This is a genomic window from Rhizobium sullae (assembly GCF_900169785.1).
Taxonomy (GTDB): domain Bacteria; phylum Pseudomonadota; class Alphaproteobacteria; order Rhizobiales; family Rhizobiaceae; genus Rhizobium; species Rhizobium sullae.
Genome location: NZ_FWER01000002.1, coordinates 109,998 through 131,640, shown reverse-complemented (window position 1 = coordinate 131,640; position 21,643 = coordinate 109,998). Strand labels below are relative to the sequence as shown.

Below are 21,643 nucleotides of genomic sequence, written 5' to 3'. Positions count from 1 at the left end.
GCCATTGATATGGTGTCGGTGGCCGGAGATACAACAATGCGTGAAGATCAGCGCTTTGCCAGCAGTCTGGCGACCTCGATCGCGAAATAGGTGAGGATCCCGTCGCAGCCGGCGCGCTTGAAGGCGAGCAGCGTTTCCAGCATCGCCCGTTCGCCGTCGATCCAGCCGTTCATCGCCGCAGCCTTGATCTGCGTATATTCGCCGGAAACCTGATAGGCGAAGGTCGGAAGGCCGAAAGCCTCCTTCATCCGCCAGCAGATATCGAGATAGGGAAGACCAGGCTTGACCATCAGCATATCCGCGCCCTCCTCAACGTCGAGTGCGGCATCGCGGATCGCCTCGGTGCCATTGGCGGGATCGATATAATAGGTCTTCTTGTCGCCCTTCAGCAAGCTGCTGGTCGAGATCGCCTCGCGGTAGGGGCCATAGAAAGCGGACGCGAACTTGGTCGCATAGCTCATGATCCCGACATTCTGATGCCCGGCGGCATCGAGTGCCCGGCGGATCGCTCCGATGCGGCCGTCCATCATTTCCGACGGGGCAATGATGTCGGAACCGGCATCAGCCTGCATGACGGCAGCGCGCGCCACCTGATCGACGGTCTCGTCATTGACGATTTCTGAGCCGCGCAGGATGCCGTCATGGCCGTGGCTGGTAAAGGGATCGAGCGCGACGTCGGTGATCACGCCGATGTTCGGGACGGCCTTCTTGATGGCAATCGTCGCCTGATTGATGAGATTGCTGGCCTGAAGGCTGTTCGAGCCCGTCTCGTCGCGCAGTGCCATCTCGATGTTTGGGAAGGTGGCGATCGCCGGGACGCCGAGATCGGCCGCCTCCCGGGCGGCTTCCGCTAATTTGTCGACGCTGATGCGGTTGACGCCCGGCATGGCCGGAATCGGTTGCACGATGCCTGAACCGGGGACTATGAAGACCGGCCATATCAGGTCGTCCACCGTCAGCCGGTTTTCCTGCACAAGGCGCCGTGTCCAGTCCGCCTTGCGGTTGCGGCGCATGCGGCGGTGTCCGGTGATCTCGTCAACGAGGTGGGTCCTGTCCTGCATTGTCTTTCGTCCCTGGCCATTCCATTTATAGGTCCGCTCATTATCATGACGATCCGGAAAACCAAACCGGGCGATTGGCCGCGGCGGATAAGCCGCTGGTGGAGCCGCAACGGGAACCCTAAAGTCTGCGCCATGGAAAATGATTCTCCGACGATGCCGAAGCGGACGCTGTTAGACATCCTGTTCATCCTCTTCTTGAGGCTGGTCGCGATCTCCTGCTTCTGGTTCGGCCTGCAATATTGGGCGATGCTCGTCGGCTATTCGCTCGTGGGAGCAGGGCGCTTCGATCTCCTGAGCCTGCCGTGGAAGGTTGCGGCCACCAGCCTTGCCGTTCTCTTCCCCGTCGCGTCGCTCGGCCTCTGGCTGACGGTATCCTGGGGGCCGGTCGTTTGGGTGCTCGCCGCAGGCGGTCAAATCCTGATGTACGGCCTGCTGCCGCAGACCTTCGGCTCCAACCGGCTCATCCTGCTGATGCATGGCGCGGTTGCCGCTGTCTACCTGGTTTTCCGCCTGGCGCTCTGGCTGGAGAAGCGCCGCCAACGCCGCAAAGTAAGCGTTGATTTACCCTGATACAACGCGGGGTTTTCGGTAAGGTGCTGTTAAGCCTGCAGTTTAAGTAGAATTTTATTTGTATTCGATAAGGTCTGTCTCAAGGCGGGAAGAAAACCAACACCGCCAAACAAAACAGTGAGGCAGTCATCATGAATACGAAAATCAAGCCGCAGGCGGTATCAAGCTTCCGTGATCAGCAGGACCACGACATCCGTGATCTTTACATGGAATCCCTTCACCTTGTCGAACGTCTTCACCGCCGCCTTCTGGATGTCATCAAGGACGAGTTCGACCGTCAGGGCCGCAGCGACGTCAACGCCATCCAGGCCCTGCTCCTTTTCAACATCGGCAATTCCGAGCTGACCGCCGGCGAGCTGCGCTCGCGTGGCTACTATCTCGGCTCGAATGTGTCCTACAACGTGAAGAAGCTGGTCGATCTCGGCTTCATCAACCACCAGCGTTCGCGCATCGACCGCCGCTCCGTCCGCATCAGCCTGACGGAAACCGGCACGGAGATTGCCGAAACGGTGGCCAAGCTCTACGAACGCCACATCACTTCGATCGACAAGGTCGGCGGCATTGGCACCGACGAGTTCACCCAGATGAACAAGCTCCTGCAGCGCCTCGACCGCTTCTGGAACGACCAGATCCTTTATCGGCTCTAGGGTAAGAGACCTCCTCCAAGGTCGAAGAAAACCGGATGCGTCCCTGCGCGTCCGGTTTGCCGTGTTCGCAGCCAGCGTGTCATCTTTGCAACGCATCGCGCCCGCGCGCAGCGGCCCTGTATTCAGGCGGTCTTTTAGCCGTTATTAACCAGCACCGATTACGGATCGATATGGTTTCGTCCGTGCCGCTCCCTACCAATGGTAGGCATATTGGACGTCGGCGACACGAATTGGCCATATTGGTATGACAGCGGAAATGCACGGCAAAGCGGCGCTTTCTAACACAATAGTTCAAAGTCGTCCGCGCTTCCGGCTCGCAATCTTGTGATGGCCAGGCGCGGAAAACTTGTGATGCGCCGGAGAACGGAATGGTAGTGATCTGCGCCGTGGCGCAGTGAATCGCAAAGCCCGCGGTTTTCCTTATCAGGCTGCGGCATTCAGTGGTTGGGATTATGTCGAAGAAAAACCGAATTGAAGCTCTTTCGCGCCGCGCCTTTCTTGCGTCTGCGGCAACCGTCAGCGCCAGCGCAATCGCCGCCCCGGCTTTTGCGCAGTCCGCGCTCGATGCGTTGATCAACGCGCCCCGCCGCGGCGATTGGGACGATCAGTTCGACGCCAAGGCCGCATCGCGCACGGCGAACGCCGCCGTTTCCAATACCCCGATCCTCAGTCCGCAATCGGTTCCGAGCATCCAGCTGGCGATCATGGAATATCAGCAGATCGCGTCCGCAGGCGGTTGGCCTGAGGTCAATCCTGCTGGCGTGCGTCTCCAGCTCGGCGTGACGGATCCTTCCGTTCAGGCGCTGCGCCAGCGCCTCGCCATCACCGGCGACTTGCCGCGCGAAGCCGGCATGTCTTCCGCCTTCGATTCCTATGTCGACGGTGCGGTCAAGCGCTTCCAGGCCCGTCATGGCCTTCCCGCAGACGGCGTCATCGGCGAATTCACGTTAAAGGCGATGAACATTCCGGTCGACGTGCGCCTGCAGCAGCTGAACACCAACCTCGTCCGGCTACAGACCTTCCCGGAAGATCTCGGCCGCCGCCACGTCATGGTCAATATTCCGGCCGCCTATGTCGAGGCGGTCGAAGACGGCAGCGTGGCGACGCGTCATGCGGCCGTCGTCGGACGTATCAGCCGTCCAACGCATATCGTCAATTCGAAGATCTACGAGGTCATCCTCAATCCCTATTGGACTGCGCCGCGCTCGATCGTCGAGAAGGACATCATGCCGCTGATGCGCAAGGATCCGACCTATCTCGAGAGGAACGCCATTCGTCTGATTGACGGCAAGGGCAACGAAGTCGCCCCGGAAACGATCGACTGGAATGGCGAGGCGCCGAACCTGATGTTCCGTCAGGATCCGGGTAAGATTAACGCCATGGCTTCGGCGAAGATCAATTTCCATAACAAGAACGGCGAGTACATGCACGACACGCCGCAGCAGGGCCTGTTCAACAAGCTGATGCGCTTCGAGTCGTCCGGTTGCGTGCGCGTCCAGAACGTCCGCGACCTGACGACCTGGCTGCTGCGCGACACCCCGCCGTGGTCGCGTCAGCAGATGGAGCAGGTGATCGCGAGCCGCGTCAACACGCCGATCACGCTCGCCGAGGAAATCCCGGTCTATTTCGTCTACATCTCCGCCTGGGGCATGCCCGACGGCCTCGTCCAGTTCCGCGACGACATCTACCAGATGGACGGCAACGCCGAACTGGCGCTCGATACGACCGCTGGAATGGAGCAGCCGGTTCAGTAAAAATTGATGCTTGTAGCTTTCTGAAAGCCGCGTCTTCGGGCGCGGCTTTTTGTTGTGGAGGCCACGCCGCAAGTCAGTCGAGGGCGAGGGCAGGCGGCATTCTTGACTTGAATCGCAGGCAAGGGCCGCCGTGGTTGGATCTCTGTGACAAGCACAGAGATGAGGATATTGCGGGAAGCGCAGCGAAACAGCCACATCGCTAAGCATGCGACGTCGCTGAAAGGGCGCCCACAGGAATGGCGCTGGGCGAGGGACTCAGCTCTCCAAATCCTAAGATACTCAGTTGGGAGCATAGGCTGCGCGTAGATTGCCCAGCAAATGTCGTTCTTCGTATTGCTCTCTGCGGGGTGGAACGCTAAACCTTCGCGCATTCCAGTTGAGGAGCCCGCCCATGACAAATGCTTCCACGCAGACCTTCTTCAATCGTTCGCTTGCTGACACCGATCCGGATATCTTCGGCGCGATCGAAAAGGAGCTCGGCCGCCAGCGGCATGAGATCGAATTGATCGCATCGGAGAACATCGTTTCCCGCGCGGTGCTGGAAGCCCAGGGCTCCATCATGACGAACAAATATGCGGAAGGTTATCCGGGTAAGCGCTACTACGGTGGCTGCCAGTTTGTCGATATCGCCGAGGAACTGGCGATCGAACGGGCCAAGAAGCTCTTCGGCGTCAACTTCGCCAACGTCCAGCCGAACTCCGGTTCGCAGATGAACCAGGCGGTCTTCCTGGCGCTGCTGCAGCCGGGCGACACCTTCATGGGCCTCGACCTGAATTCGGGCGGTCATCTGACGCACGGCTCGCCGGTCAACATGTCCGGCAAGTGGTTCAACGTCGTGTCCTACGGCGTTCGCGAAGGCGACAACCTGCTCGATATGGACGAAGTCGCCCGCAAGGCCGAAGAGCACAAGCCGAAGCTGATCATCGCCGGCGGTACGGCTTACTCCCGTATCTGGGACTGGAAGCGTTTCCGCGAGATCGCCGACTCGGTCGGTGCCTATCTCATGGTCGACATGGCCCATATTGCTGGCCTCGTCGCCGGTGACCAGCATCCGTCGCCATTCCCGCACTGCCACGTCGCGACGACCACGACCCACAAGTCGCTCCGCGGCCCGCGCGGCGGCGTCATCCTTACGAACGACGAAGATCTGGCGAAGAAGTTCAATTCGGCCGTTTTCCCTGGTCTGCAGGGCGGTCCGCTGATGCACATCATCGCCGCCAAGGCCGTCGCCTTCGGCGAAGCGCTGCAGCCGGAATTCAAAGACTACGCCGCTCAGATCGTCAAGAACGCCAAGGCACTTGCCGAGACCCTTATGGCGGGCGGCCTCGACGTCGTCTCCGGCGGCACCGACAACCACCTGATGCTCGTCGACCTCCGCAAGAAGAACGCCACCGGCAAGCGCGCCGAAGCAGCGCTCGGCCGCGCTTACATCACCTGCAACAAGAACGGCATTCCGTTCGATCCGGAAAAGCCTTTCGTCACTTCCGGCGTCCGTCTCGGCGCTCCGGCAGGCACGACGCGCGGCTTCAAGGAAGCGGAATTCAAGGAAATCGGTAACCTCATCGTTGAGGTTCTCGACGGCCTGAAGGTCGCCAATTCCGACGAAGGCAACGCAGCAGTCGAAGCAGCCGTTCGTGGCAAGGTGGTCGACCTTACCGGCCGCTTCCCAATGTACGACTACATCGGCTAAGGATAGCGCATGCGCTGCCCATTCTGCGGATCGGAAGACACCCAGGTTAAGGATTCACGCCCGGCGGAGGACAATACGTCCATCCGCCGCAGGCGTATCTGCCCCGATTGCGGCGGCCGCTTCACGACGTTCGAACGCGTGCAGTTGCGCGAGCTGATGGTCGTCAAGAAGACTGGCCGCAAGGTGCCTTTCGACCGCGACAAGCTGGTGCGCTCCTTCGAGATCGCGCTGCGCAAGCGTCCGGTCGACCGCGACCGCATCGAAAGGGCCGTTTCCGGCATCGTCCGCCGTCTCGAAAGCTCCGGCGAAGTCGAGATCAGCTCCGAGGCCATCGGCCTTCAGGTGCTGGAAGCGCTCAAGAGCCTCGATGACGTCGGCTTCGTCCGCTATGCGTCCGTCTACCGGGATTTCTCGCATGCCGAGGATTTCGAAAAGGTCATTTCCGAAATCAACGCCAAGATCAGCCGCGACACGCTGGAGACCTGAGCCATGAGCACGGGGCCGCAGGACGAGCGTTTCATGGCCGAGGCAATCCGTCTTGGTCTTTTGCATCTCGGCCAGACCTCGACCAATCCCTCCGTCGGCTGCGTTATCGTCAGAGACGGCGAAATCGTAGGGCGTGCGGTTACCGCGCTTGGGGGCCGTCCGCATGCCGAGCCGCAGGCGCTTGCCGAGGCAGGCGATCTTGCCCGCGGCGCCACCGCCTATGTGACGCTCGAACCCTGCTCGCATCACGGCAAGACGCCGCCCTGCGCGGAAGCGCTGATCGCTACTGGTGTCGCCCGCGTTGTTATCAGTGTTACGGATCCTGACGCCCGCGTTTCCGGCCGCGGTATCGCCATGCTGCGCGACGCCGGTATTGAGGTTGACACCGGCGTGCTGGAGGAGGAAGGCGCTCGCTCGCTTGCCGGCTATCTCACCCGGCAGGCGAAGAACCGGCCCTATGTGACCGTCAAGCTTGCCGTTTCGGCCGACGGCATGATCGGCCGCAAAGGCGAGGGACAGATCGCCATCACCGGCCCGCTTGCGCGCGCGCAGGTTCAGGCGCTCCGCGCCAAAACCGACGCCATCCTCGTCGGCATCGGCACGGCGATCGCCGACGATCCGGAACTGACGGTGCGAACGCCGGGCTTGCAATCGCTGTCGCCGGTGCGGGTCGTGCTTGATCCTTGGCTTGACTTGCCGCTCACGAGCAAGCTGGTCAGGTCGGCGCGAGACGTGCCGGTCATCGTGGTTGCCAGCGAGGCCCCCCCTTCTGTCCGGCCGGACATCTCCCCCACAACGGGAGAGATTGGCGAGCAGCACGATCCTAATTCCAGAAAATCCGGCGGCGATAGTTCGACCCCCGTGACCGAGAATGAGGGGCAGGCAGCCCACGCTCGTCCAATCTTTCCACTTGTGCGGGAGATGCCCAGCGGGGCAGAGGGGGGTAAGCCATTCGCCGAAACCTTCGAAATCGAAACCCGCCGTTCAGCCCTGGAATCCGCAGGCGTCGAAATCCTTTACTGCAATCCTTACCATCCCGAAGTGCTGCTCCCTGCACTTGCCTCGCGCGGCATCTCCTCGCTCCTCATCGAGGGTGGCGCGAAGACGGCGCGGCTTTTCCTCGACGTCGGTCTCGTCGACCGCATCCAGCTTTACCAGGGGCAGGTGATCATCGGCGAAGGCGGTATTGAATCGCCTTTGACGAAGACCGATATGCCACCCGGTTTTGTCCACAAGGGCACATTCATGTTCGGCGACGACCGGCTGGACGAATACGAAAGAGAATCCTGATGTTCACCGGAATTGTCACCGATATCGGCACGATCGAATCCATTTCGCCCATGAACGAGGGTGTGAAGCTCCGCGTCGCGACCAATTACGACCCCAAGACCATCGATATGGGTGCGTCGATTTCCCACTCGGGCATTTGCCTCACGGTAACCGGCCTGCCGGGCGAAGGCAGCAACGGCCGCTGGTTCGAGGTGGAGGCCTGGGAAGAGGCGCTGAGGCTCACGACGCTCACGAACTGGAAATCAGGCACCCGCGTCAATCTCGAGCGCTCCCTGAAGATCGGCGACGAACTCGGCGGCCACATCGTCTCCGGGCATGTCGACGGCAAGGCGGAAATCCTGTCGGTGACCACCGAGGGTGACGCGACCCGCTTCCGCCTGCGTGCGCCGGAGCATCTTGCAAAGTTCGTGGCGCCCAAGGGCTCGATCGCGCTCGATGGCACGTCGCTGACGGTCAATGCCGTCAATGGAACGGATTTCGACGTCCTGCTGATCCGCCACACGCTCGAGGTCACCACCTGGGGCGAGCGCCAGGCGGGCGACTTCGTCAATTTCGAAGTCGACACGATGGCGCGCTATGCGGCTAGGCTGGCTGAGTTCCCTGCCGCGAGAACAGAATGATTTCGCCGTGATAATTGGTGCGTGTCACTTCACGGAAGCCGAGCTTTTCCGCGACGCGTAGCGATGGTTTGTTATCAGGGCTGATAATGCAGGTCATCTCCTTGCCGGGGATATGACGGTCGGCCCATGCGATCAGCGCCGCGAGCGCTTCAGTCGCATAGCCCCGTCCGTGTGCTGAAGGCAGCAACACCCAGCCGGTTTCCAATGTTTCCTCGATGGAGGGAAACATGTCGCGGCGGGCTTCATGGAAGCCCGCTTCGCCGATCAGCCGCCCGCTTTCCTTTTCTTCGATGATTAGAAAGCCGAAACCCATATGATGCCACATGCCGCTCGCCCTTATGAGGCGGGACCATGTCTGTTCGCGTGTTGATGGCACACCGCTGATATAGCGGACGACGTCTTCATCGGCCCACAAACCGACATAGACGTCGAAATCATCGAGCCGGTGCGGGCGCAGAACCAATCGCTCCGTTTCGATGGTCGGAATATCGATCATGAATATCGCTCTCTGAAAAACTGCGGTTACGCGCCGGGCTCCCCGTCCCAATAGTCAAGATTGCTCTCTTCGCGTCCGATGACGGCGAAGCGGCCGGATCTTGTGCCGTCACGGTTCGTCTTGGCAAGGAATTTTCCGGAATCCGGGTATTCGACGATCTCAGTCTTCGCCATCGTGGAGATGCCGAGATAGATCAGAGTCGTGCTGCCGGTGTTGAGGATCTGATGCGCCGTTTCCTTGCCCCCGGCGGGCGCGCCGAGCGTGTCGCCTTTCTTGATCGGATAGCGTTCGCTTCCGAAGCGATATTCCCCTGTTCCTTCGATCACGAAGAACAACTCATCTTCGACATGATGGTTGTGGAACGGACAGCCCGACTTGCCGGGCGGCACCTCGTTGTAGCTGATCCCGAGATTGGAAAGGCCGAGCAGGCGGCCGAAGGATGTGTCGGCGCTCTCGTAGAGCGCGCCCTGTTTCCATTGCCCCAGTGTCAGGTCGGCAATGTTGAGAACTGGTTTGATGTCCCGTGGCATGTCTTCTTCCCTTTTGTAGAGGGAACAGACCATTAATCCGGGATAGTTTTCAATAGGCGCCAGCAGAATTGTCGGGGAGAGGCGGCGCAAATCGCTGCGCCGCCTCATGCCCATCAGTCGATGTAGAAGGTGATGCTGCCGTCGGCCGCCTTTTCGGCATTGATGACGTTGCGGACATTGACACCGTCATTGGCGAGCTTGCGCGTCAGCATCCTGTTGGCGCCGATCGATGCCTGGATCTGCCGCACATCCTGTGCTGAGCGAGGCGGAGCGGAGCGCGGACCATAAGCTTCGGAACCTGCATCGCGCCAGTTATAGAAATGCTCAACGTTGAAGTCGTTGCCCCGGAAATTGCGGAGCGTCTGTTCGATGCCCGATGGGCTGTTCATGCCAAAGCTTTCCGCCCGGCTGGCGCCGGCAAGCGCAAGGGAGGAAAAGGCGGAAACGATGGCGATTGTGGCAACGCGGTTCATGATGGTATCCTTTCATCTGCTACGACGGTCGGCTGTCGCGCAGGGGATCGTCGGCGTTACGCTTCTTGAGTTGGGTCGGCCGCGGCGCTAAATCAATAGCTAACTACCTGAAATAACATTACAAATTGTTCATGCCGATTGCCCTCGATTTGCCGTTTTCAACATGCTTGCGAGGCGCAGCGTAAGCGGCCTGCGTATATTTCTGATATCCTGTTGCAGGGATTTCCGGATTTGCATTCCGGCCATGATCCGAATTTGCTTGCCATTCGTCGAAAGGCATGTTTTGACCGCGGCCTGCCGAATGGCAAGTCCTCAGAAACCGAAGGTGATGCATGGCGCGAGATAACGCTCCCCATATTTTGATCGTCGAAGCCCGCTTCTACGACGACATGGCCGACGCGCTTCTGGAAGGAGCCACCTTTGCGCTCAAGGAAGCGGGCGCGACCTACGATGTCGTCACCGTTCCGGGCGCTTTGGAAATTCCGCCGACGATTGCCATGGCCCTCGATGGGGCCGACAATGGCGGCACGCATTATGACGGCTATGTCGCGCTCGGCATGGTCATCCGCGGCGAGACCTATCACTTCGACATCGTGTCGAACGAATCCTCGCGCGCACTGATGGATCTCGCCGTCAGCGAATCCCTTGCCATAGGCAACGGCATCCTGACGGTCGAAGACGATGAGCAGGCCTGGGCACGCGCCCGCCGCTCGGAGAAGGACAAGGGCGGATTTGCCGCTCGCGCAGCTCTCACGATGATTGAGCTGAAGAAGAAACTGGGTGCATACGAATGAGCAATGAAAATCCGGAGCGTCAGGTGAAAACTGCAAACCAGCGCGGCGCTGCGCGTCTGGCTGCCGTTCAGGCGCTCTACCAGATGGATATCGGCGGCACCGGCGTCTTGGAAATCGTCGCCGAATACGAGGCGCATCGCCTCGGCCAGGAAATCGACGGCGAAACCTATCTCAAGGCCGATGCCTCGTGGTTCCGCTCCATCGTCTCGGGCGTCGTGCGCGAGCAGGTTCGTCTCGATCCTTTGATCGCCTCCGCCCTGCAGGACGACTGGGCGCTGTCGCGCCTGGATAGCACCGTGCGGGCCATCCTGCGCGCTGGCGTCTTTGAACTTCTCGACCGCAAGGACGTGCCGGTAGCCGTGATCGTAACGGAATATGTCGAGATCGCCCAGGCCTTCTTTGAGGATGACGAGCCGAAGCTCGTCAACGCCGTTCTCGACCGCATCGCCAAACAGGTGCGCGGCGAGACGAAGAAGTAGGCCTTCCGTCCTCTATCGGACCATTTCGCTCTTTACGCTGCACTGCAAGGGTTTTCGTCCCTTGCGGTCTTGACGTCCTGTTTCTCACCCCGCAATCTCCGCACGCAAAGCTAGAGCGTTTCTGTGGAGAGAAGACGATTCGGCTGCGTTCGTGGCCGGAGGGAGGAGTGCTCCGGCACTTTTGGAGGAAAGAGCGAAATGATCATTCTTTTATGCGTAATTGCATGCGGTCTGCTCTCGGTGGTTTATGCCATCTGGGCAACCCGTTCGGTGCTGGCCGCCGATCAGGGAAACAGCCGCATGCAGGAAATCGCGGGTTATATCCGTGAAGGCGCGCAGGCCTATCTCATGCGCCAGTACAAGACGATCGCGATCGTCGGCATCGTTGTTTTCATTGCAGCCTGGCTGCTTCTCTCCGGCATGGCCGCCATCGGCTTTCTGATCGGCGCTGTGCTTTCCGGTGCCGCCGGCTTTATCGGCATGCACGTATCCGTTCGTGCCAACGTCCGCACGGCGCAGGCCGCATCGCACAGCCTCTCGGCCGGCCTCGATATCGCCTTCAAATCCGGAGCCATCACCGGCATGCTGGTCGCCGGTTTGGCGCTGCTCGGCGTATCCATCTATTATTTCATCCTGACAATTTTGCTCGGTCATGAAAGCGGTGCGCGCGAAGTCATCGATGCGCTTGTCGCGCTCGGCTTCGGTGCCTCGCTGATCTCGATCTTCGCCCGTCTCGGCGGCGGTATCTTTACCAAGGGTGCCGATGTCGGCGGCGATCTCGTCGGCAAGGTCGAGGCAGGCATTCCGGAAGACGATCCGCGCAATCCGGCGACGATCGCGGACAACGTCGGCGACAATGTCGGCGACTGCGCTGGCATGGCTGCCGACCTTTTCGAAACCTATGCCGTCTCCGTCGTCGCCACCATGGTTCTCGCCTCGATCTTCTTTGCCGGCGCGCCGATCCTGCAATCGGCGATGATCTATCCGCTGGCAATCTGCGGCGCCTGCATCCTCACGTCGATCGTCGGCACCTTCTTCGTCAAGCTCGGCACCAACGGCTCGATCATGGGCGCTCTCTATAAGGGCCTTGTCGTCACCGGCCTCCTGTCGATCATCGGTCTCGGCGCCGCAACATCGTTGACGGTGGGTTGGGGTTCGCTCGGACAGGCCGGCGGTGCGGATATTACGGGCACCAATCTCTTCTTCTGCGGCCTCGTCGGCCTCCTGGTAACGGCGCTCATTGTCGTCATCACCGAATATTATACCGGCACCAACAAGCGCCCGGTCAATTCGATCGCCCAGGCATCCGTGACCGGCCACGGCACGAACGTCATCCAGGGCCTTGCGGTCTCGCTGGAATCGACGGCGCTGCCTGCGATCGTCATCGTGGGCGGCATTATCGGCACCTACCAGCTCGCCGGCCTCTTCGGCACCGGCATCGCCGTTACCGCCATGCTCGGGCTTGCCGGGATGATCGTCGCGCTCGATGCCTTCGGTCCTGTGACCGACAATGCCGGCGGCATTGCCGAAATGTCCCATCTGCCGCCGGAAGTCCGCAAATCGACGGATGCGCTCGACGCCGTCGGCAACACGACGAAGGCCGTGACCAAGGGCTACGCGATCGGCTCTGCCGGTCTTGGCGCTCTCGTGCTCTTTGCGGCCTATTCCTATGACCTCAAGTATTTTGCGGCAAATGGCGACAAGTTTCCCTACTTCGCCGGCATAGGGGAAATTTCATTCGATCTCTCCAACCCCTATGTGGTGGCTGGACTGATTTTCGGTGGGCTCATTCCCTACCTCTTCGGTGGTATCGCCATGACGGCCGTCGGCCGCGCCGCCGGCGCGATCGTCGAGGAAGTGCGCCGTCAGTTCAAGGAAAAGCCGGGCATCATGCAGGGCACGGAAAAGCCGGACTACGGTAAGGCCGTCGACCTTCTGACCAAGGCCGCAATCCGCGAGATGATCATCCCCTCGCTGTTGCCGGTCCTGGCGCCGATCGTCGTCTACTTCGGTGTTCTGCTGGTCTCCGGCTCCAAGGCCTCGGCCTTCGCCGCACTCGGCGCGTCGCTCCTCGGCGTCATCATCAACGGCCTGTTCGTCGCCATCTCGATGACGTCCGGCGGCGGTGCATGGGACAACGCGAAGAAATCCTTCGAGGACGGCTTCGTCGACAAGGACGGCATCCGCCACATGAAGGGTTCGGACGCACACAAGGCTTCCGTCACCGGCGACACGGTCGGCGATCCTTATAAGGATACCGCAGGTCCGGCCGTCAATCCGGCTATCAAGATCACCAATATCGTCGCCTTGCTGCTCTTGGCCGTCCTAGCCTGATCGAACGCATAGAGACAAAGAAGAAACCCGCCGGATCGCTCCGGCGGGTTTCTTTGTTGAGTCGGATATTTACCGGATACTTGCAGGATTCTGTGGGTTGCCTGAAGGCGTTCCGAAAAGGCTCTTTGCTGCGCCGCCTGCGCCGCCTGCCAGAACCTGCTGCAGGAAGGTCAGTTCGCGGCCACCGGTTGGGGTCACGCGCGAGACCGAATCGAAGACCTTGCCGTCCTGGAGCGTGTAGTTTGCGCGGCGCGCGACGACACCGTCCTTGTCGAAGTAGATCGCAAGCACGCTCTGATCGACAACCTTCAGTTTCTGGAAGGCGACGGCGCGAGTGCGCTTCTGTGAGATGTAATAGAAGACCTCGGTGTCGAACGTTGCCGTCGTCGAAGGCGTGCCGAGCGACAGGAGCACCTGTTCGCGGCTCGAGCCTTCCGGAACGAGATTGAGGGATTGGTCGTCGACGATATAGCCGCCGTTGAGCACTGTTCCCGTTTGGCAACCTGTGAGGCTTGCTGAGGCAATCATGATGGCAATGGCTGCGCTGCTGAAGAATTTTATATCAGACTTGAAATACCGTTTCTTCAACGACATCTACTCCCTTGAGGTATCGATAGGCAACTTCTCGGCCCTGCAATCACCGCTGATGCAAAACCTTTGTGGCCTTTCCGGGGTCGAATACTCCCAATTCCCCGAGATCGAACCGACGAGGGCACTGTCCCGAAAGTGGCCACCTTCGGCATTGCAATTCGCGCCTGCTTCGGTAAACCAGCTTTCGAAATCATGCAACACGACCCACGCAACTCCGCGTGAAGAATGAGGCTTTTCCGGAAGAAACAATGATCCTCGGGCTCTTTCGCAAGAAAAACAATAATCAGGTGATCGTCGAGCGGCAGTATTCGGTACTGACCGCAGCAGCCCGCATGCCGGAATTCTATGAGACCATGCATGTTCCGGACACCGTGATGGGCCGCTTCGAGATGCTGTCGCTGGTGATGATCCTCTTCTTCCGCCGCACACGCTCTTCCGGAACCAGCGGACAGGAAATCGCCCAGGAGATCGTCGATGCCTTCTTTGAGGATATCGACCATTCGATCCGCGAACTCGGCATCAGCGACAATGGTGTGCCGAAACGCATGAAGAAGCTTGCCGGCATGTTCTATGGACGGCTCGAATCCTATTCGGCGGCAATGGATGCCGGCGACCGCGCGGCCCTTGCCGCAGCCCTTAACCGCAACATCCATCCGCAAGCCGCCGGCGCTTACGATATGGCAAGGCTTGCCAACTGGATGTTTGATGCCGAAGCCGACCTGTCGGCCCAGTCCGAAGACCGGATCGCCACCGGCTCAGCGACGCTGCCACAAACAGCGTAAGGAGGACGCCATGAAGCACCGCAACGACGACATTCCGTTTTCTTACCTCGTCAAGGTCGGCCATATCTCCGCGAACCCCGTCGAGGTGCATCTCGAAGCGGACGAGAAGGAGCGGAAGGCGCTTGCCGAAAACTGGAACGTCCTGTCCGTCGACGATCTGCGTGCGGACCTGCAGATCAATCGCTGGAAGAAGGATGGCATCCGCGTGAAGGGCAGGGTACAGGCAAAGATCGTTCAGGCCTGCGTGGTGACGCTCGAGCCGGTGCCGGCTGATATTGACGAGCAGTTCGATCAGATATTCGTGCCCGAAAATTCGAAACTCGCCCGACCTCCGGCCAGCGAGGCCGGCGAAATGATTCTCGATCCCGACGGGCCGGACCTGCCGGAGACCTTCTGCGGCGACACGATCGACGCGGGTGAGGTGGTGATGGAATTCGCCGCGCTGGCGATCGATCCCTATCCCCGCAAGCAGGGTGTCGAGTTTACCGGCCATATCGAGGATACCGGCGAAAACGACAAGAAGCCTTCTGCCTTTGCGGTGCTCAAGGATTGGAAGAAGGACTGAAAACCCGTTGAGTATTTGATACAATTCAGTTGTAAGCGATAGGAAAACCGGTATTTTGGCCGAAATTTTCGCTCCCCTCAGGCGAAAGAAAAGGATCAGGGACGCGTGATAAGAATATCTCTCGACCTCATGGGTGGCGACTTTGGTCCCCAAGTTGTCATCCCCGGTGCCGCGAAAGCTTTGGAAAGGCATCCGGATATCTCCTTCGTCTTTTTTGGACTGAAAGAGCAGTGCGATCCGGTTCTCGCCAAGTTTCCGAAGGTCAGGGAAAAGTCTGTCTTCCACGATTGCGAACTTGCCGTTCGCATGGACGAGAAGCCGAGCCAGGCGCTGCGCCGCGGCCGCTATGTTTCCACCATGTGGCGCTCCATCGAGGCCGTGAAGAAGGGCGACGCCGATGTCGCCGTTTCCGCGGGAAATACCGGCGCGCTGATGGCCATGGCAAAGTTCTGTCTGCGCACGATGGCCAATATCGAGCGCCCGGCGATTGCGGCCATCTGGCCGACGCTTCGGGGCGAGAGCATCGTTCTCGATGTCGGCGCCACGATCGGCGCTGATTCTCAGCAGTTGATGGATTTCGCTCTGATGGGCGGTGCGATGGCGCGCGCGCTTTTCGAACTCGAACGTCCGACGGTGGGCTTGCTGAACGTCGGCGTCGAAGAGGTGAAGGGCCAGGAGGAGGTCAAGGAGGCAGGCCGGCTGCTTCGCGAGGCCCATATCGATTCGCTCGAATATTCCGGTTTCGTCGAAGGCAATGACATCGGCAAGGGCACCGTCGATGTCGTCGTGACCGAAGGTTTCTCGGGCAATATCGCCCTGAAGGCGGCAGAAGGTACGGCAAAGCAGATCGCCGAATACCTGCGTGCCGCGATGTCGCGCACGCTACTTGCTAGGATCGGCTATCTCTTCGCCAAGAGCGCCTTCGACATGCTTCGCGAAAAGATGGACCCTAGCAAGGTCAATGGCGGCGTATTCCTTGGTCTCAACGGCATCGTCATCAAGAGCCATGGCGGCGCCGATGCAGACGGCATCGCCGCAGCCATCGAGGTCGGCTATGACATGGCCAAGAATGGCCTTAATCAGAAAATAGAAAACGATCTCAAGAAATATCATGCCAAGCGGCTGCCCCCGATGGGGCCGGAAGCTGCATGAGCGACAGGGTTTTAGCAGAATGATCCGTTCAGTGGTTCGCGGGTTCGGAGCCGCACTCCCGAAGCGCGTAATGACCAATCGCGAGATGGAAGATGTCGTCGATACGTCGGACGAGTGGATCGTCCAGCGCACCGGCATCCGCCAGCGATACATCGCAGGCGACGGCGAAACGACGTCCTCGCTCGGCGAGCAGGCTGCGCGTGCGGCGCTCGACAAGGCCGGCCTGACGTCTGCCGATATCGATCTCATCATCTGCGCCACCTCAACGCCCGACAACACCTTCCCGGCGACGGCGGTCAATATTCAGAACCGCCTCGGCATGCACCACGGCTTTGCTTTCGACGTTCAGGCCGTCTGCACCGGTTTCGTCTATGCCGTGACGACGGCGGACGCCTATATCCGCGGCGGCCTTGCCAAGCGTGCCCTCGTGATCGGCGCGGAAACCTTCTCCCGCATCCTTGATTGGAACGACCGCACGACCTGCGTGCTCTTCGGCGACGGTGCCGGCGCGATTGTGCTCGAGGCTGCCGAAGGTGAAGGAACGACGGCTGACCGCGGCATCCTGACGGCGCATCTTCGCTCCGATGGATCGCACAAGGAGAAACTCTTCGTCGATGGCGGCCCGTCCACCACCGGCACCGTCGGCAAGCTGCGCATGGAAGGCCGCGAGGTCTTCAAATATGCCGTCGGCATGATCACCGACGTGATCCAGGCCGCGTTCGATTCGACGGGAACGACCGCCGAAGACCTCGACTGGCTCGTGCCGCACCAGGCGAACCGCCGTATCATCGACGGCTCCGCCAAGAAGCTGCATATCGCTCCCGAGAAGGTCGTCATCACCGTCGACCTGCACGGCAACACATCAGCCGCCTCGATCCCGCTCGCACTTGCCACTGCCGCAGGCGACGGACGCATCAAGAAGGGCGATCTGGTGATGCTGGAGGCGATGGGCGGCGGCTTCACTTGGGGTGCCATGCTGCTGCGCTGGTGACGGCGAAGAATCGCAAAAAACTGGCGACGAACAAGAGCTTGACCGTAAGGCGCAAGACAAATAGTCTTTGCTCGCTTTTAAAAAATATTTTGTAGAATTGGCGGGGAGACCATGACCGGAAAGACAGTGACGCGAGCAGACCTGGCGGAATCGGTTTTCCGGAAGGTCGGTCTCTCCAGGACCGAATCTGCCGAACTCGTAGAGACCGTGCTCGACGAAATCTGCAATGCGATCGTCCGTGGCGAAACCGTCAAGCTTTCCTCCTTCGCCACCTTCCAGGTCCGCGATAAGAACGAGCGGATCGGCCGCAATCCCAAGACGGGCGAAGAAGTGCCGATCTCGCCCCGTCGGGTAATGACCTTCAAGGCTTCGAATGTCCTGAAGACCCGTATTCTCAAGGCGCATACGTTGCGCAAGGTCAAGCAGAAGCCCGCAAATCCGGCCATGTAAGGATGCAAAGAGATAGGTTTACACCTGTCCCTGATTGCTATCTCCCGATCATTTTTTCTTCAATCGCGCTTCCGACTTGTGGGCTATGCGAAGACGTGACTTGAATTCGACGCCGCAAACCGTTGAAATATGATGAGTCGCGGTTTGAACCGCCGCCGGTGATCGCGTAGGGAGTACGACCTTGGACAAGAGCCCCGATGCTTTCCGAACAATCAGCGAAGTCGCTGACGACCTCGATCTGCCGCAACACGTTCTGCGTTTCTGGGAAACACGCTTTCCGCAGATAAAGCCGATGAAGAGGGGCGGCGGGCGCCGCTATTACCGGCCGGAAGACGTGGATCTGCTGAAGGGCATCCGGCATCTTCTTTACGACCACGGCTATACGATCAAGGGCGTTCAGAAGCTCTTGAAGACCAACGGCAACAAGTTCGTCGTCGCTGTTGCGCAGGGTGATCTTGCCAGCGTCGAGGCACTTGCCTCGGGTGGCAGGGACAGCGCTCCGGGTGAGCCGCGCGTCGGCATTGCGGAGGAGGATCAATTGGTCGGCCGCGCCAAGCCGCCGATTACCCGCCGCTTCTTCAATTTCGTTGCCGGCGACGACGATCAGGCGGAAGTCTCGATCGGCAAATCGAGCGTCAGCAAGGAGGACAGGGCACTTCTGCAGGAGGCGCTCTACGATCTTCTGGAATGCAAGCGCCTCCTGGATCAAGTGCGGTAGAAGATTGCGTTCGAGCCTCGCCTCCGCGAGCGGGCGGATTCACGCCTGATCCGATCACTCGAGGATTTCAATGACGCGGTGCGTCTGAGGTTCGACGATCACTCTGCGATTGTTCACGACGGTATAAGCATAGCCGTCGACATTCGGGACCTCATGGATTTCGACCGTTTCCGGAAGTGTCGTTCCGACGACGACATCGCCCTCATAGACGATAGAAGGCACCTGCTGCTCCATCACATAGGTGCGAACTTCGCCCGGCAACACGATGGAACCCGTAGGGGCGGGGTCGATGACAACCGTACCCTGCGCGAAGGCAGCGGAGCAGGCCGTCAGCACGGCGGCGGTCGTGGCCAGCATGGTCTTGCGCATAGGACAAACCTCCTTTCCTTACCCAGCCTTGATAAAAAAACGCCCCCACGGGTCCGTTGTTCCGGAAAAGGTCACCGCCGCCTGCTGCTGCCTCTGCACTGACCTTGGCAAAGCTGCCGGCATCTGTGTAGAGAGGATCGCATGAGCGGACTCGTGCGACGAGAACCGTCAGGAGAAACAGAAGGGACAATCCTGATCTGCGTCCGCCTTTCTGCTTCCAAAGTCCATTTCGCAAGGAATTCCCTGTGTCTTCTCCCAATGTACCCGGCAAAGCCTATGATGCGTTCCTCTTCGACATGGATGGCACGCTGCTCAACTCCATAGCGGTCGTCGAGCGCGTATGGAGCGAATGGGCAAAGGATCACGGCCTCGAGCCGGAAGTCTTCCTGAAGACGATACACGGCATCCGCGCCAGCGACGTCATCCGTCAGCTGGCGCTCCCCGGTGTGGATCCGAAATACGAGGCGGATAAGCTGCTGGCCGAGGAAATGGAAGATGTCGAAGGTATCATACAGATCCCCGGCGCAATCCGCTTTCTAAACAACATTCCCTTCGATAGGTGGGCGATTGTCACGTCGGCCCCGATCGAACTCGCCAAGCGCCGCATGGCTGCCGCCGGCATCCCGATGCCGAAGGTCATCGTCACCGGCGAGGAGGTTTCGGCAGGCAAACCCAGCCCGGAATGCTATCTGCTCGGCGCCAGCCGCCTGGGAGTCGATCCAAAGCGCTGCCTGGTCTTCGAAGATGCGGTTGCGGGCATACTTGCAGGAGAAGGTGCAGGAGCCGATGTCACCGTCATTACCGCAACACATGCCACACCCTTCGAAACGCCGCATTTCACGATCGCGGACTACGAGGCATGGACCGTGAAGACAATCGGCGGCAGCGGAATCGGAATCGTCGGAGCCTGAGTGGGATATCGGCTTTTTGCGCGGAGAACGGCTTTTTCCGCTTGCATTGGACGCCGCGAAAAACTAAACGAAACAAGCCGTTTCGGCAGGTCGGGGCGTAGCGCAGCCCGGTAGCGCACTTGACTGGGGGTCAAGGGGTCGCTGGTTCGAATCCAGTCGCCCCGACCATTTATCCCCTTGAAATCTCAGTCAAAACTTGACCATGACCTCGTCATGGAGCAAAGCCGGAAGAAAACCGGCCGCTCGCGAAACCGTGATGATCTGTTATCGCGTTATGCCGGTTTTTTCCGGAACAAGTCCGTCCCCCTCAGGGTTAGCCTCCGTCACCCACGCAACACTGGAGGACCCTATGCGTATGAAACTTTTAGCAGCATCGATTTTGGCCCTTGGCATGGCAACATCGGTTTCCTATGCCCAGAGCCAGGGCGCCCCGGCCGGCTCAACGACTTCGCCGCCAATGGTGCCCGAAGCGGAAGACTACCCCTTTGGCCAAGATAACAATCCGCCTGCCAGGGTTGATCCCAATCCAACCGGCAGCATAACCACGACGCCAGGTGGCTCCATGGAAAGCAATTGCTCTGCGTACGACAAGGCACGGACCTCTCCTGGCCGCGGTGACGACCAGACTGATACGGCTGAATTGTGCGGCAACAAGTAACGGGGCGCTGTCGAAAAGGAGGCCGGCTTCCTGCGGGGGCCGGCCCTTCCTTGAGGATCACTGGCTGCTCAGTCGGCGCTGTCGACCACATCACGTCGTCTGACGAGCTTGAGGCTTCTGTCTGCCTGAATGATGTAGGTCTCCTCCACCCATCGGCCGGTCGGGTCGATAAACTGGTGGGGAAGAACGGAGCCGGGCGGCGATTTGCTAAGTCGGGCCTGTGGCTGGCCGCCATATGTGATGCTCCCGCGTATCGGCTCAATTCCTTCGGAGCCGCTGGAGCAGCCAGATAACGCGAGTGCAGCCACCAAAATCGTCCACCGAATTTCCATCATTGCCGGCCTTCAAATGTTTTGCCGCGTAACGGCGTAACGTTTTCAATGTTGCGCGTCTTTCGCGCGCAACAGTAGATGGTGCTCTGCTTTATGCAGGAAAGCATAAGCTCGATTAGCGTGCGAAATAAAGTAGGCAAACGGCAGTCAGGGGTGCGAGCACAAGTGCCGTCACGCCAACAACCCACCTCGAACCTCGAGACATTTGTTCCAGTTGCCAAGCCGGAAATCGGCGTGCATACTGTCTATATCGTCGGCCATGGATGGGCGGCTGGCGAATGATGCGGTTGTGCTTTCGCCCTCATGGGAAGTGCGGCTCGATGCTCAATACACCTTTTCATCCCCGTGATTTGCCGCTCTTTTCGGAGGATCTGGATGTGATTTCCGGAGTGCTCGATATTGTCTGCGAGGCGAGGGGGCTGAGCCGTAACACGCCCGAAGCCGAACATCTCGGCGCGCTGATCATCCAGCTCTATCGCCAGGGCGCCAAGGACAGCACAAAACTCGCCGCGCTTGCGCAGGCTTATCTCTAGCCCTCACTTCTCATCGACGGAAATGCGGCAACTATCAATCGTCGTTGGCGGCGTTGAGGTTTTCGGGGCGGATGCCATCGTCGCTTGACGTGCGCGCCCGCAGCCGCACGCCGGGACCGCCTTCGTCCTGATTGCCGCTTGCGATGAAGATCACGCCGGCTGCTTCCAGCGCGTGCTTGGCGGCCAGAAAGGCGCGGGGCTCGCCCGTCCCGTCGCCGTCTTCGAGTGCCTCTATCGCTTCCGGCGTCAGGCCAGACGCAGCGGCAAGCTCATCGATGCTCATCCCGGTCATGGCGCGCGCGCCGCGTATCTGCATTCCTGTGATCATGTTTGGAAGTTTAGCGCGAATGCCGCCGTTCTCAAGTAT

At 59.8% G+C, this 21,643-nt stretch carries 26 protein-coding genes, 1 tRNA gene and 1 pseudogene; 20 read left to right on the top strand and 8 right to left on the bottom strand.

Translation table 11 applies throughout. The annotated features are described in order from the left end of the window. Window positions 1–47: 47 nt before the first annotated feature. Window positions 48–1,061, bottom strand: coding sequence for a porphobilinogen synthase (gene hemB / locus BN1800_RS02480; protein WP_086994128.1), 1,014 nt, complete (start codon window positions 1,059–1,061; stop codon window positions 48–50). A 132-nt stretch (window positions 1,062–1,193) separates the two neighbouring features. On the opposite strand from hemB, the gene BN1800_RS02475 reads away from it, so the two are divergent. From BN1800_RS02475 to BN1800_RS02445, 7 genes are all read left to right on the top strand, one after another. Beyond that, window positions 1,194–1,631: a DUF6163 family protein gene (locus tag BN1800_RS02475; RefSeq protein WP_086994125.1), complete on the top strand. Its 438-nt coding sequence runs from the start codon at window positions 1,194–1,196 to the stop codon at window positions 1,629–1,631. A gap of 131 nt (window positions 1,632–1,762) precedes the next feature. Beyond that, complete coding sequence (gene ldtR / locus BN1800_RS02470; RefSeq protein ID WP_086994122.1) at window positions 1,763–2,278, top strand: transcriptional regulator LdtR; 516 nt, start codon at window positions 1,763–1,765, stop codon at window positions 2,276–2,278. 452 nt (window positions 2,279–2,730) lie between these two features. Further along, window positions 2,731–4,032, top strand: coding sequence for a L,D-transpeptidase family protein (locus tag BN1800_RS02465; RefSeq protein WP_086994119.1), 1,302 nt, complete (start codon window positions 2,731–2,733; stop codon window positions 4,030–4,032). 391 nt (window positions 4,033–4,423) lie between these two features. Then, window positions 4,424–5,722 (top strand): serine hydroxymethyltransferase, encoded by a 1,299-nt coding sequence (gene glyA, locus BN1800_RS02460; RefSeq protein WP_027508477.1) that lies wholly within the window; start codon window positions 4,424–4,426, stop codon window positions 5,720–5,722. A 9-nt stretch (window positions 5,723–5,731) separates the two neighbouring features. Continuing rightward, window positions 5,732–6,208 (top strand): transcriptional regulator NrdR, encoded by a 477-nt coding sequence (gene nrdR, locus BN1800_RS02455; protein ID WP_022714748.1) that lies wholly within the window; start codon window positions 5,732–5,734, stop codon window positions 6,206–6,208. Window positions 6,209–6,211: 3 nt separating this feature from the next. Continuing rightward, a complete protein-coding gene (gene ribD / locus BN1800_RS02450; RefSeq protein WP_027508478.1) occupies window positions 6,212–7,498 on the top strand; it encodes a bifunctional diaminohydroxyphosphoribosylaminopyrimidine deaminase/5-amino-6-(5-phosphoribosylamino)uracil reductase RibD in 1,287 nt (428 codons plus the stop codon). Continuing rightward, a complete protein-coding gene (locus tag BN1800_RS02445; protein WP_027508479.1) occupies window positions 7,498–8,118 on the top strand; it encodes a riboflavin synthase in 621 nt (206 codons plus the stop codon). Before ribD ends, BN1800_RS02445 begins: the two co-directional genes overlap by 1 nt. On the opposite strand, the gene BN1800_RS02440 is transcribed toward BN1800_RS02445, so the two are convergent. The 3 genes from BN1800_RS02440 to BN1800_RS02430 all read right to left on the bottom strand — a co-directional run bounded on the left by BN1800_RS02440 (window position 8,081) and on the right by BN1800_RS02430 (window position 9,617). After that, on the bottom strand, window positions 8,081–8,614 hold the full coding sequence (locus BN1800_RS02440) for a GNAT family N-acetyltransferase (protein ID WP_027508480.1): 534 nt from the start codon (window positions 8,612–8,614) through the stop codon (window positions 8,081–8,083). The genes BN1800_RS02445 and BN1800_RS02440 overlap by 38 nt on opposite strands. A gap of 26 nt (window positions 8,615–8,640) precedes the next feature. Next, a complete protein-coding gene (locus BN1800_RS02435) occupies window positions 8,641–9,144 on the bottom strand; it encodes a cupin domain-containing protein (protein WP_086994116.1) in 504 nt (167 codons plus the stop codon). Window positions 9,145–9,257: 113 nt separating this feature from the next. Beyond that, window positions 9,258–9,617: a hypothetical protein gene (locus BN1800_RS02430; protein WP_086994113.1), complete on the bottom strand. Its 360-nt coding sequence runs from the start codon at window positions 9,615–9,617 to the stop codon at window positions 9,258–9,260. A 332-nt stretch (window positions 9,618–9,949) separates the two neighbouring features. Here BN1800_RS02430 and ribH point away from each other — a divergent pair, with 332 nt between their 5' ends. The 3 genes from ribH to BN1800_RS02415 all read left to right on the top strand — a co-directional run bounded on the left by ribH (window position 9,950) and on the right by BN1800_RS02415 (window position 13,224). Then, window positions 9,950–10,411 carry a 6,7-dimethyl-8-ribityllumazine synthase gene (gene ribH, locus BN1800_RS02425; protein ID WP_027508483.1) on the top strand — a complete coding sequence of 154 codons (462 nt, stop codon included), beginning with the start codon at window positions 9,950–9,952 and terminating at the stop codon, window positions 10,409–10,411. Continuing rightward, on the top strand, window positions 10,408–10,890 hold the full coding sequence (nusB, locus tag BN1800_RS02420; protein ID WP_027508484.1) for a transcription antitermination factor NusB: 483 nt from the start codon (window positions 10,408–10,410) through the stop codon (window positions 10,888–10,890). The genes ribH and nusB overlap by 4 nt, the downstream gene beginning before the upstream one ends. A 198-nt stretch (window positions 10,891–11,088) precedes the next feature. Then, window positions 11,089–13,224, top strand: coding sequence for a sodium-translocating pyrophosphatase (locus BN1800_RS02415; RefSeq protein ID WP_086994110.1), 2,136 nt, complete (start codon window positions 11,089–11,091; stop codon window positions 13,222–13,224). Window positions 13,225–13,293: 69 nt separating this feature from the next. On the opposite strand, the gene BN1800_RS02410 is transcribed toward BN1800_RS02415, so the two are convergent. Continuing rightward, window positions 13,294–13,818: an outer membrane protein assembly factor BamE gene (locus tag BN1800_RS02410; protein ID WP_086994106.1), complete on the bottom strand. Its 525-nt coding sequence runs from the start codon at window positions 13,816–13,818 to the stop codon at window positions 13,294–13,296. Window positions 13,819–14,007: 189 nt separating this feature from the next. Between BN1800_RS02410 and BN1800_RS02405 the strand changes: the two are divergent. The 6 genes and pseudogenes from BN1800_RS02405 (at window position 14,008) to BN1800_RS02380 (ending at window position 18,473) form a co-directional block, all read left to right on the top strand. Beyond that, a pseudogene (locus tag BN1800_RS02405) lies at window positions 14,008–14,597 on the top strand (ubiquinol-cytochrome C chaperone family protein). A 10-nt stretch (window positions 14,598–14,607) separates the two neighbouring features. Beyond that, window positions 14,608–15,162: a YceD family protein gene (locus BN1800_RS02400; protein WP_027508488.1), complete on the top strand. Its 555-nt coding sequence runs from the start codon at window positions 14,608–14,610 to the stop codon at window positions 15,160–15,162. Window positions 15,163–15,267: 105 nt separating this feature from the next. Further along, window positions 15,268–16,314 (top strand): phosphate acyltransferase PlsX, encoded by a 1,047-nt coding sequence (plsX, locus tag BN1800_RS02395; RefSeq protein WP_027508489.1) that lies wholly within the window; start codon window positions 15,268–15,270, stop codon window positions 16,312–16,314. Between the two features lie 19 nt (window positions 16,315–16,333). After that, window positions 16,334–17,305, top strand: a complete 972-nt coding sequence (locus BN1800_RS02390) for a beta-ketoacyl-ACP synthase III (protein ID WP_027508490.1) — start codon at window positions 16,334–16,336, stop codon at window positions 17,303–17,305. A gap of 111 nt (window positions 17,306–17,416) precedes the next feature. Further along, a complete protein-coding gene (locus tag BN1800_RS02385) occupies window positions 17,417–17,755 on the top strand; it encodes an integration host factor subunit alpha (protein ID WP_022714764.1) in 339 nt (112 codons plus the stop codon). Window positions 17,756–17,936: 181 nt separating this feature from the next. Beyond that, the gene (locus BN1800_RS02380; RefSeq protein ID WP_027508491.1) at window positions 17,937–18,473 is read left to right on the top strand and encodes a MerR family transcriptional regulator; all 537 of its coding nucleotides are present in this window, start codon (window positions 17,937–17,939) and stop codon (window positions 18,471–18,473) included. Window positions 18,474–18,527: 54 nt separating this feature from the next. Here BN1800_RS02380 and BN1800_RS02375 read toward each other — a convergent pair whose 3' ends face one another. Continuing rightward, window positions 18,528–18,842, bottom strand: coding sequence for a DUF1236 domain-containing protein (locus tag BN1800_RS02375; RefSeq protein WP_086994103.1), 315 nt, complete (start codon window positions 18,840–18,842; stop codon window positions 18,528–18,530). A 245-nt stretch (window positions 18,843–19,087) separates the two neighbouring features. Between BN1800_RS02375 and BN1800_RS02370 the strand changes: the two genes are divergently transcribed. From BN1800_RS02370 to BN1800_RS02360, 3 genes are all read left to right on the top strand, one after another. Then, on the top strand, window positions 19,088–19,753 hold the full coding sequence (locus tag BN1800_RS02370; protein WP_342210294.1) for an HAD family hydrolase: 666 nt from the start codon (window positions 19,088–19,090) through the stop codon (window positions 19,751–19,753). Between the two features lie 91 nt (window positions 19,754–19,844). Next, window positions 19,845–19,921: transfer RNA gene (locus tag BN1800_RS02365), tRNA-Pro, on the top strand. Window positions 19,922–20,102: 181 nt separating this feature from the next. Continuing rightward, window positions 20,103–20,411, top strand: coding sequence for a hypothetical protein (locus tag BN1800_RS02360; protein WP_027508493.1), 309 nt, complete (start codon window positions 20,103–20,105; stop codon window positions 20,409–20,411). A 68-nt stretch (window positions 20,412–20,479) separates the two neighbouring features. On the opposite strand, the gene BN1800_RS02355 is transcribed toward BN1800_RS02360, so the two are convergent. Further along, window positions 20,480–20,743: a hypothetical protein gene (locus BN1800_RS02355; RefSeq protein WP_086994484.1), complete on the bottom strand. Its 264-nt coding sequence runs from the start codon at window positions 20,741–20,743 to the stop codon at window positions 20,480–20,482. 320 nt (window positions 20,744–21,063) lie between these two features. Here BN1800_RS02355 and BN1800_RS02350 point away from each other — a divergent pair, with 320 nt between their 5' ends. Further along, a complete protein-coding gene (locus tag BN1800_RS02350; protein WP_027508495.1) occupies window positions 21,064–21,276 on the top strand; it encodes a hypothetical protein in 213 nt (70 codons plus the stop codon). A gap of 34 nt (window positions 21,277–21,310) precedes the next feature. On the opposite strand, the gene BN1800_RS02345 is transcribed toward BN1800_RS02350, so the two are convergent. Then, on the bottom strand, window positions 21,311–21,604 hold the full coding sequence (locus BN1800_RS02345; protein ID WP_027508496.1) for a helix-turn-helix domain-containing protein: 294 nt from the start codon (window positions 21,602–21,604) through the stop codon (window positions 21,311–21,313). Between the last annotated feature and the right edge of the window lie 39 nt (window positions 21,605–21,643).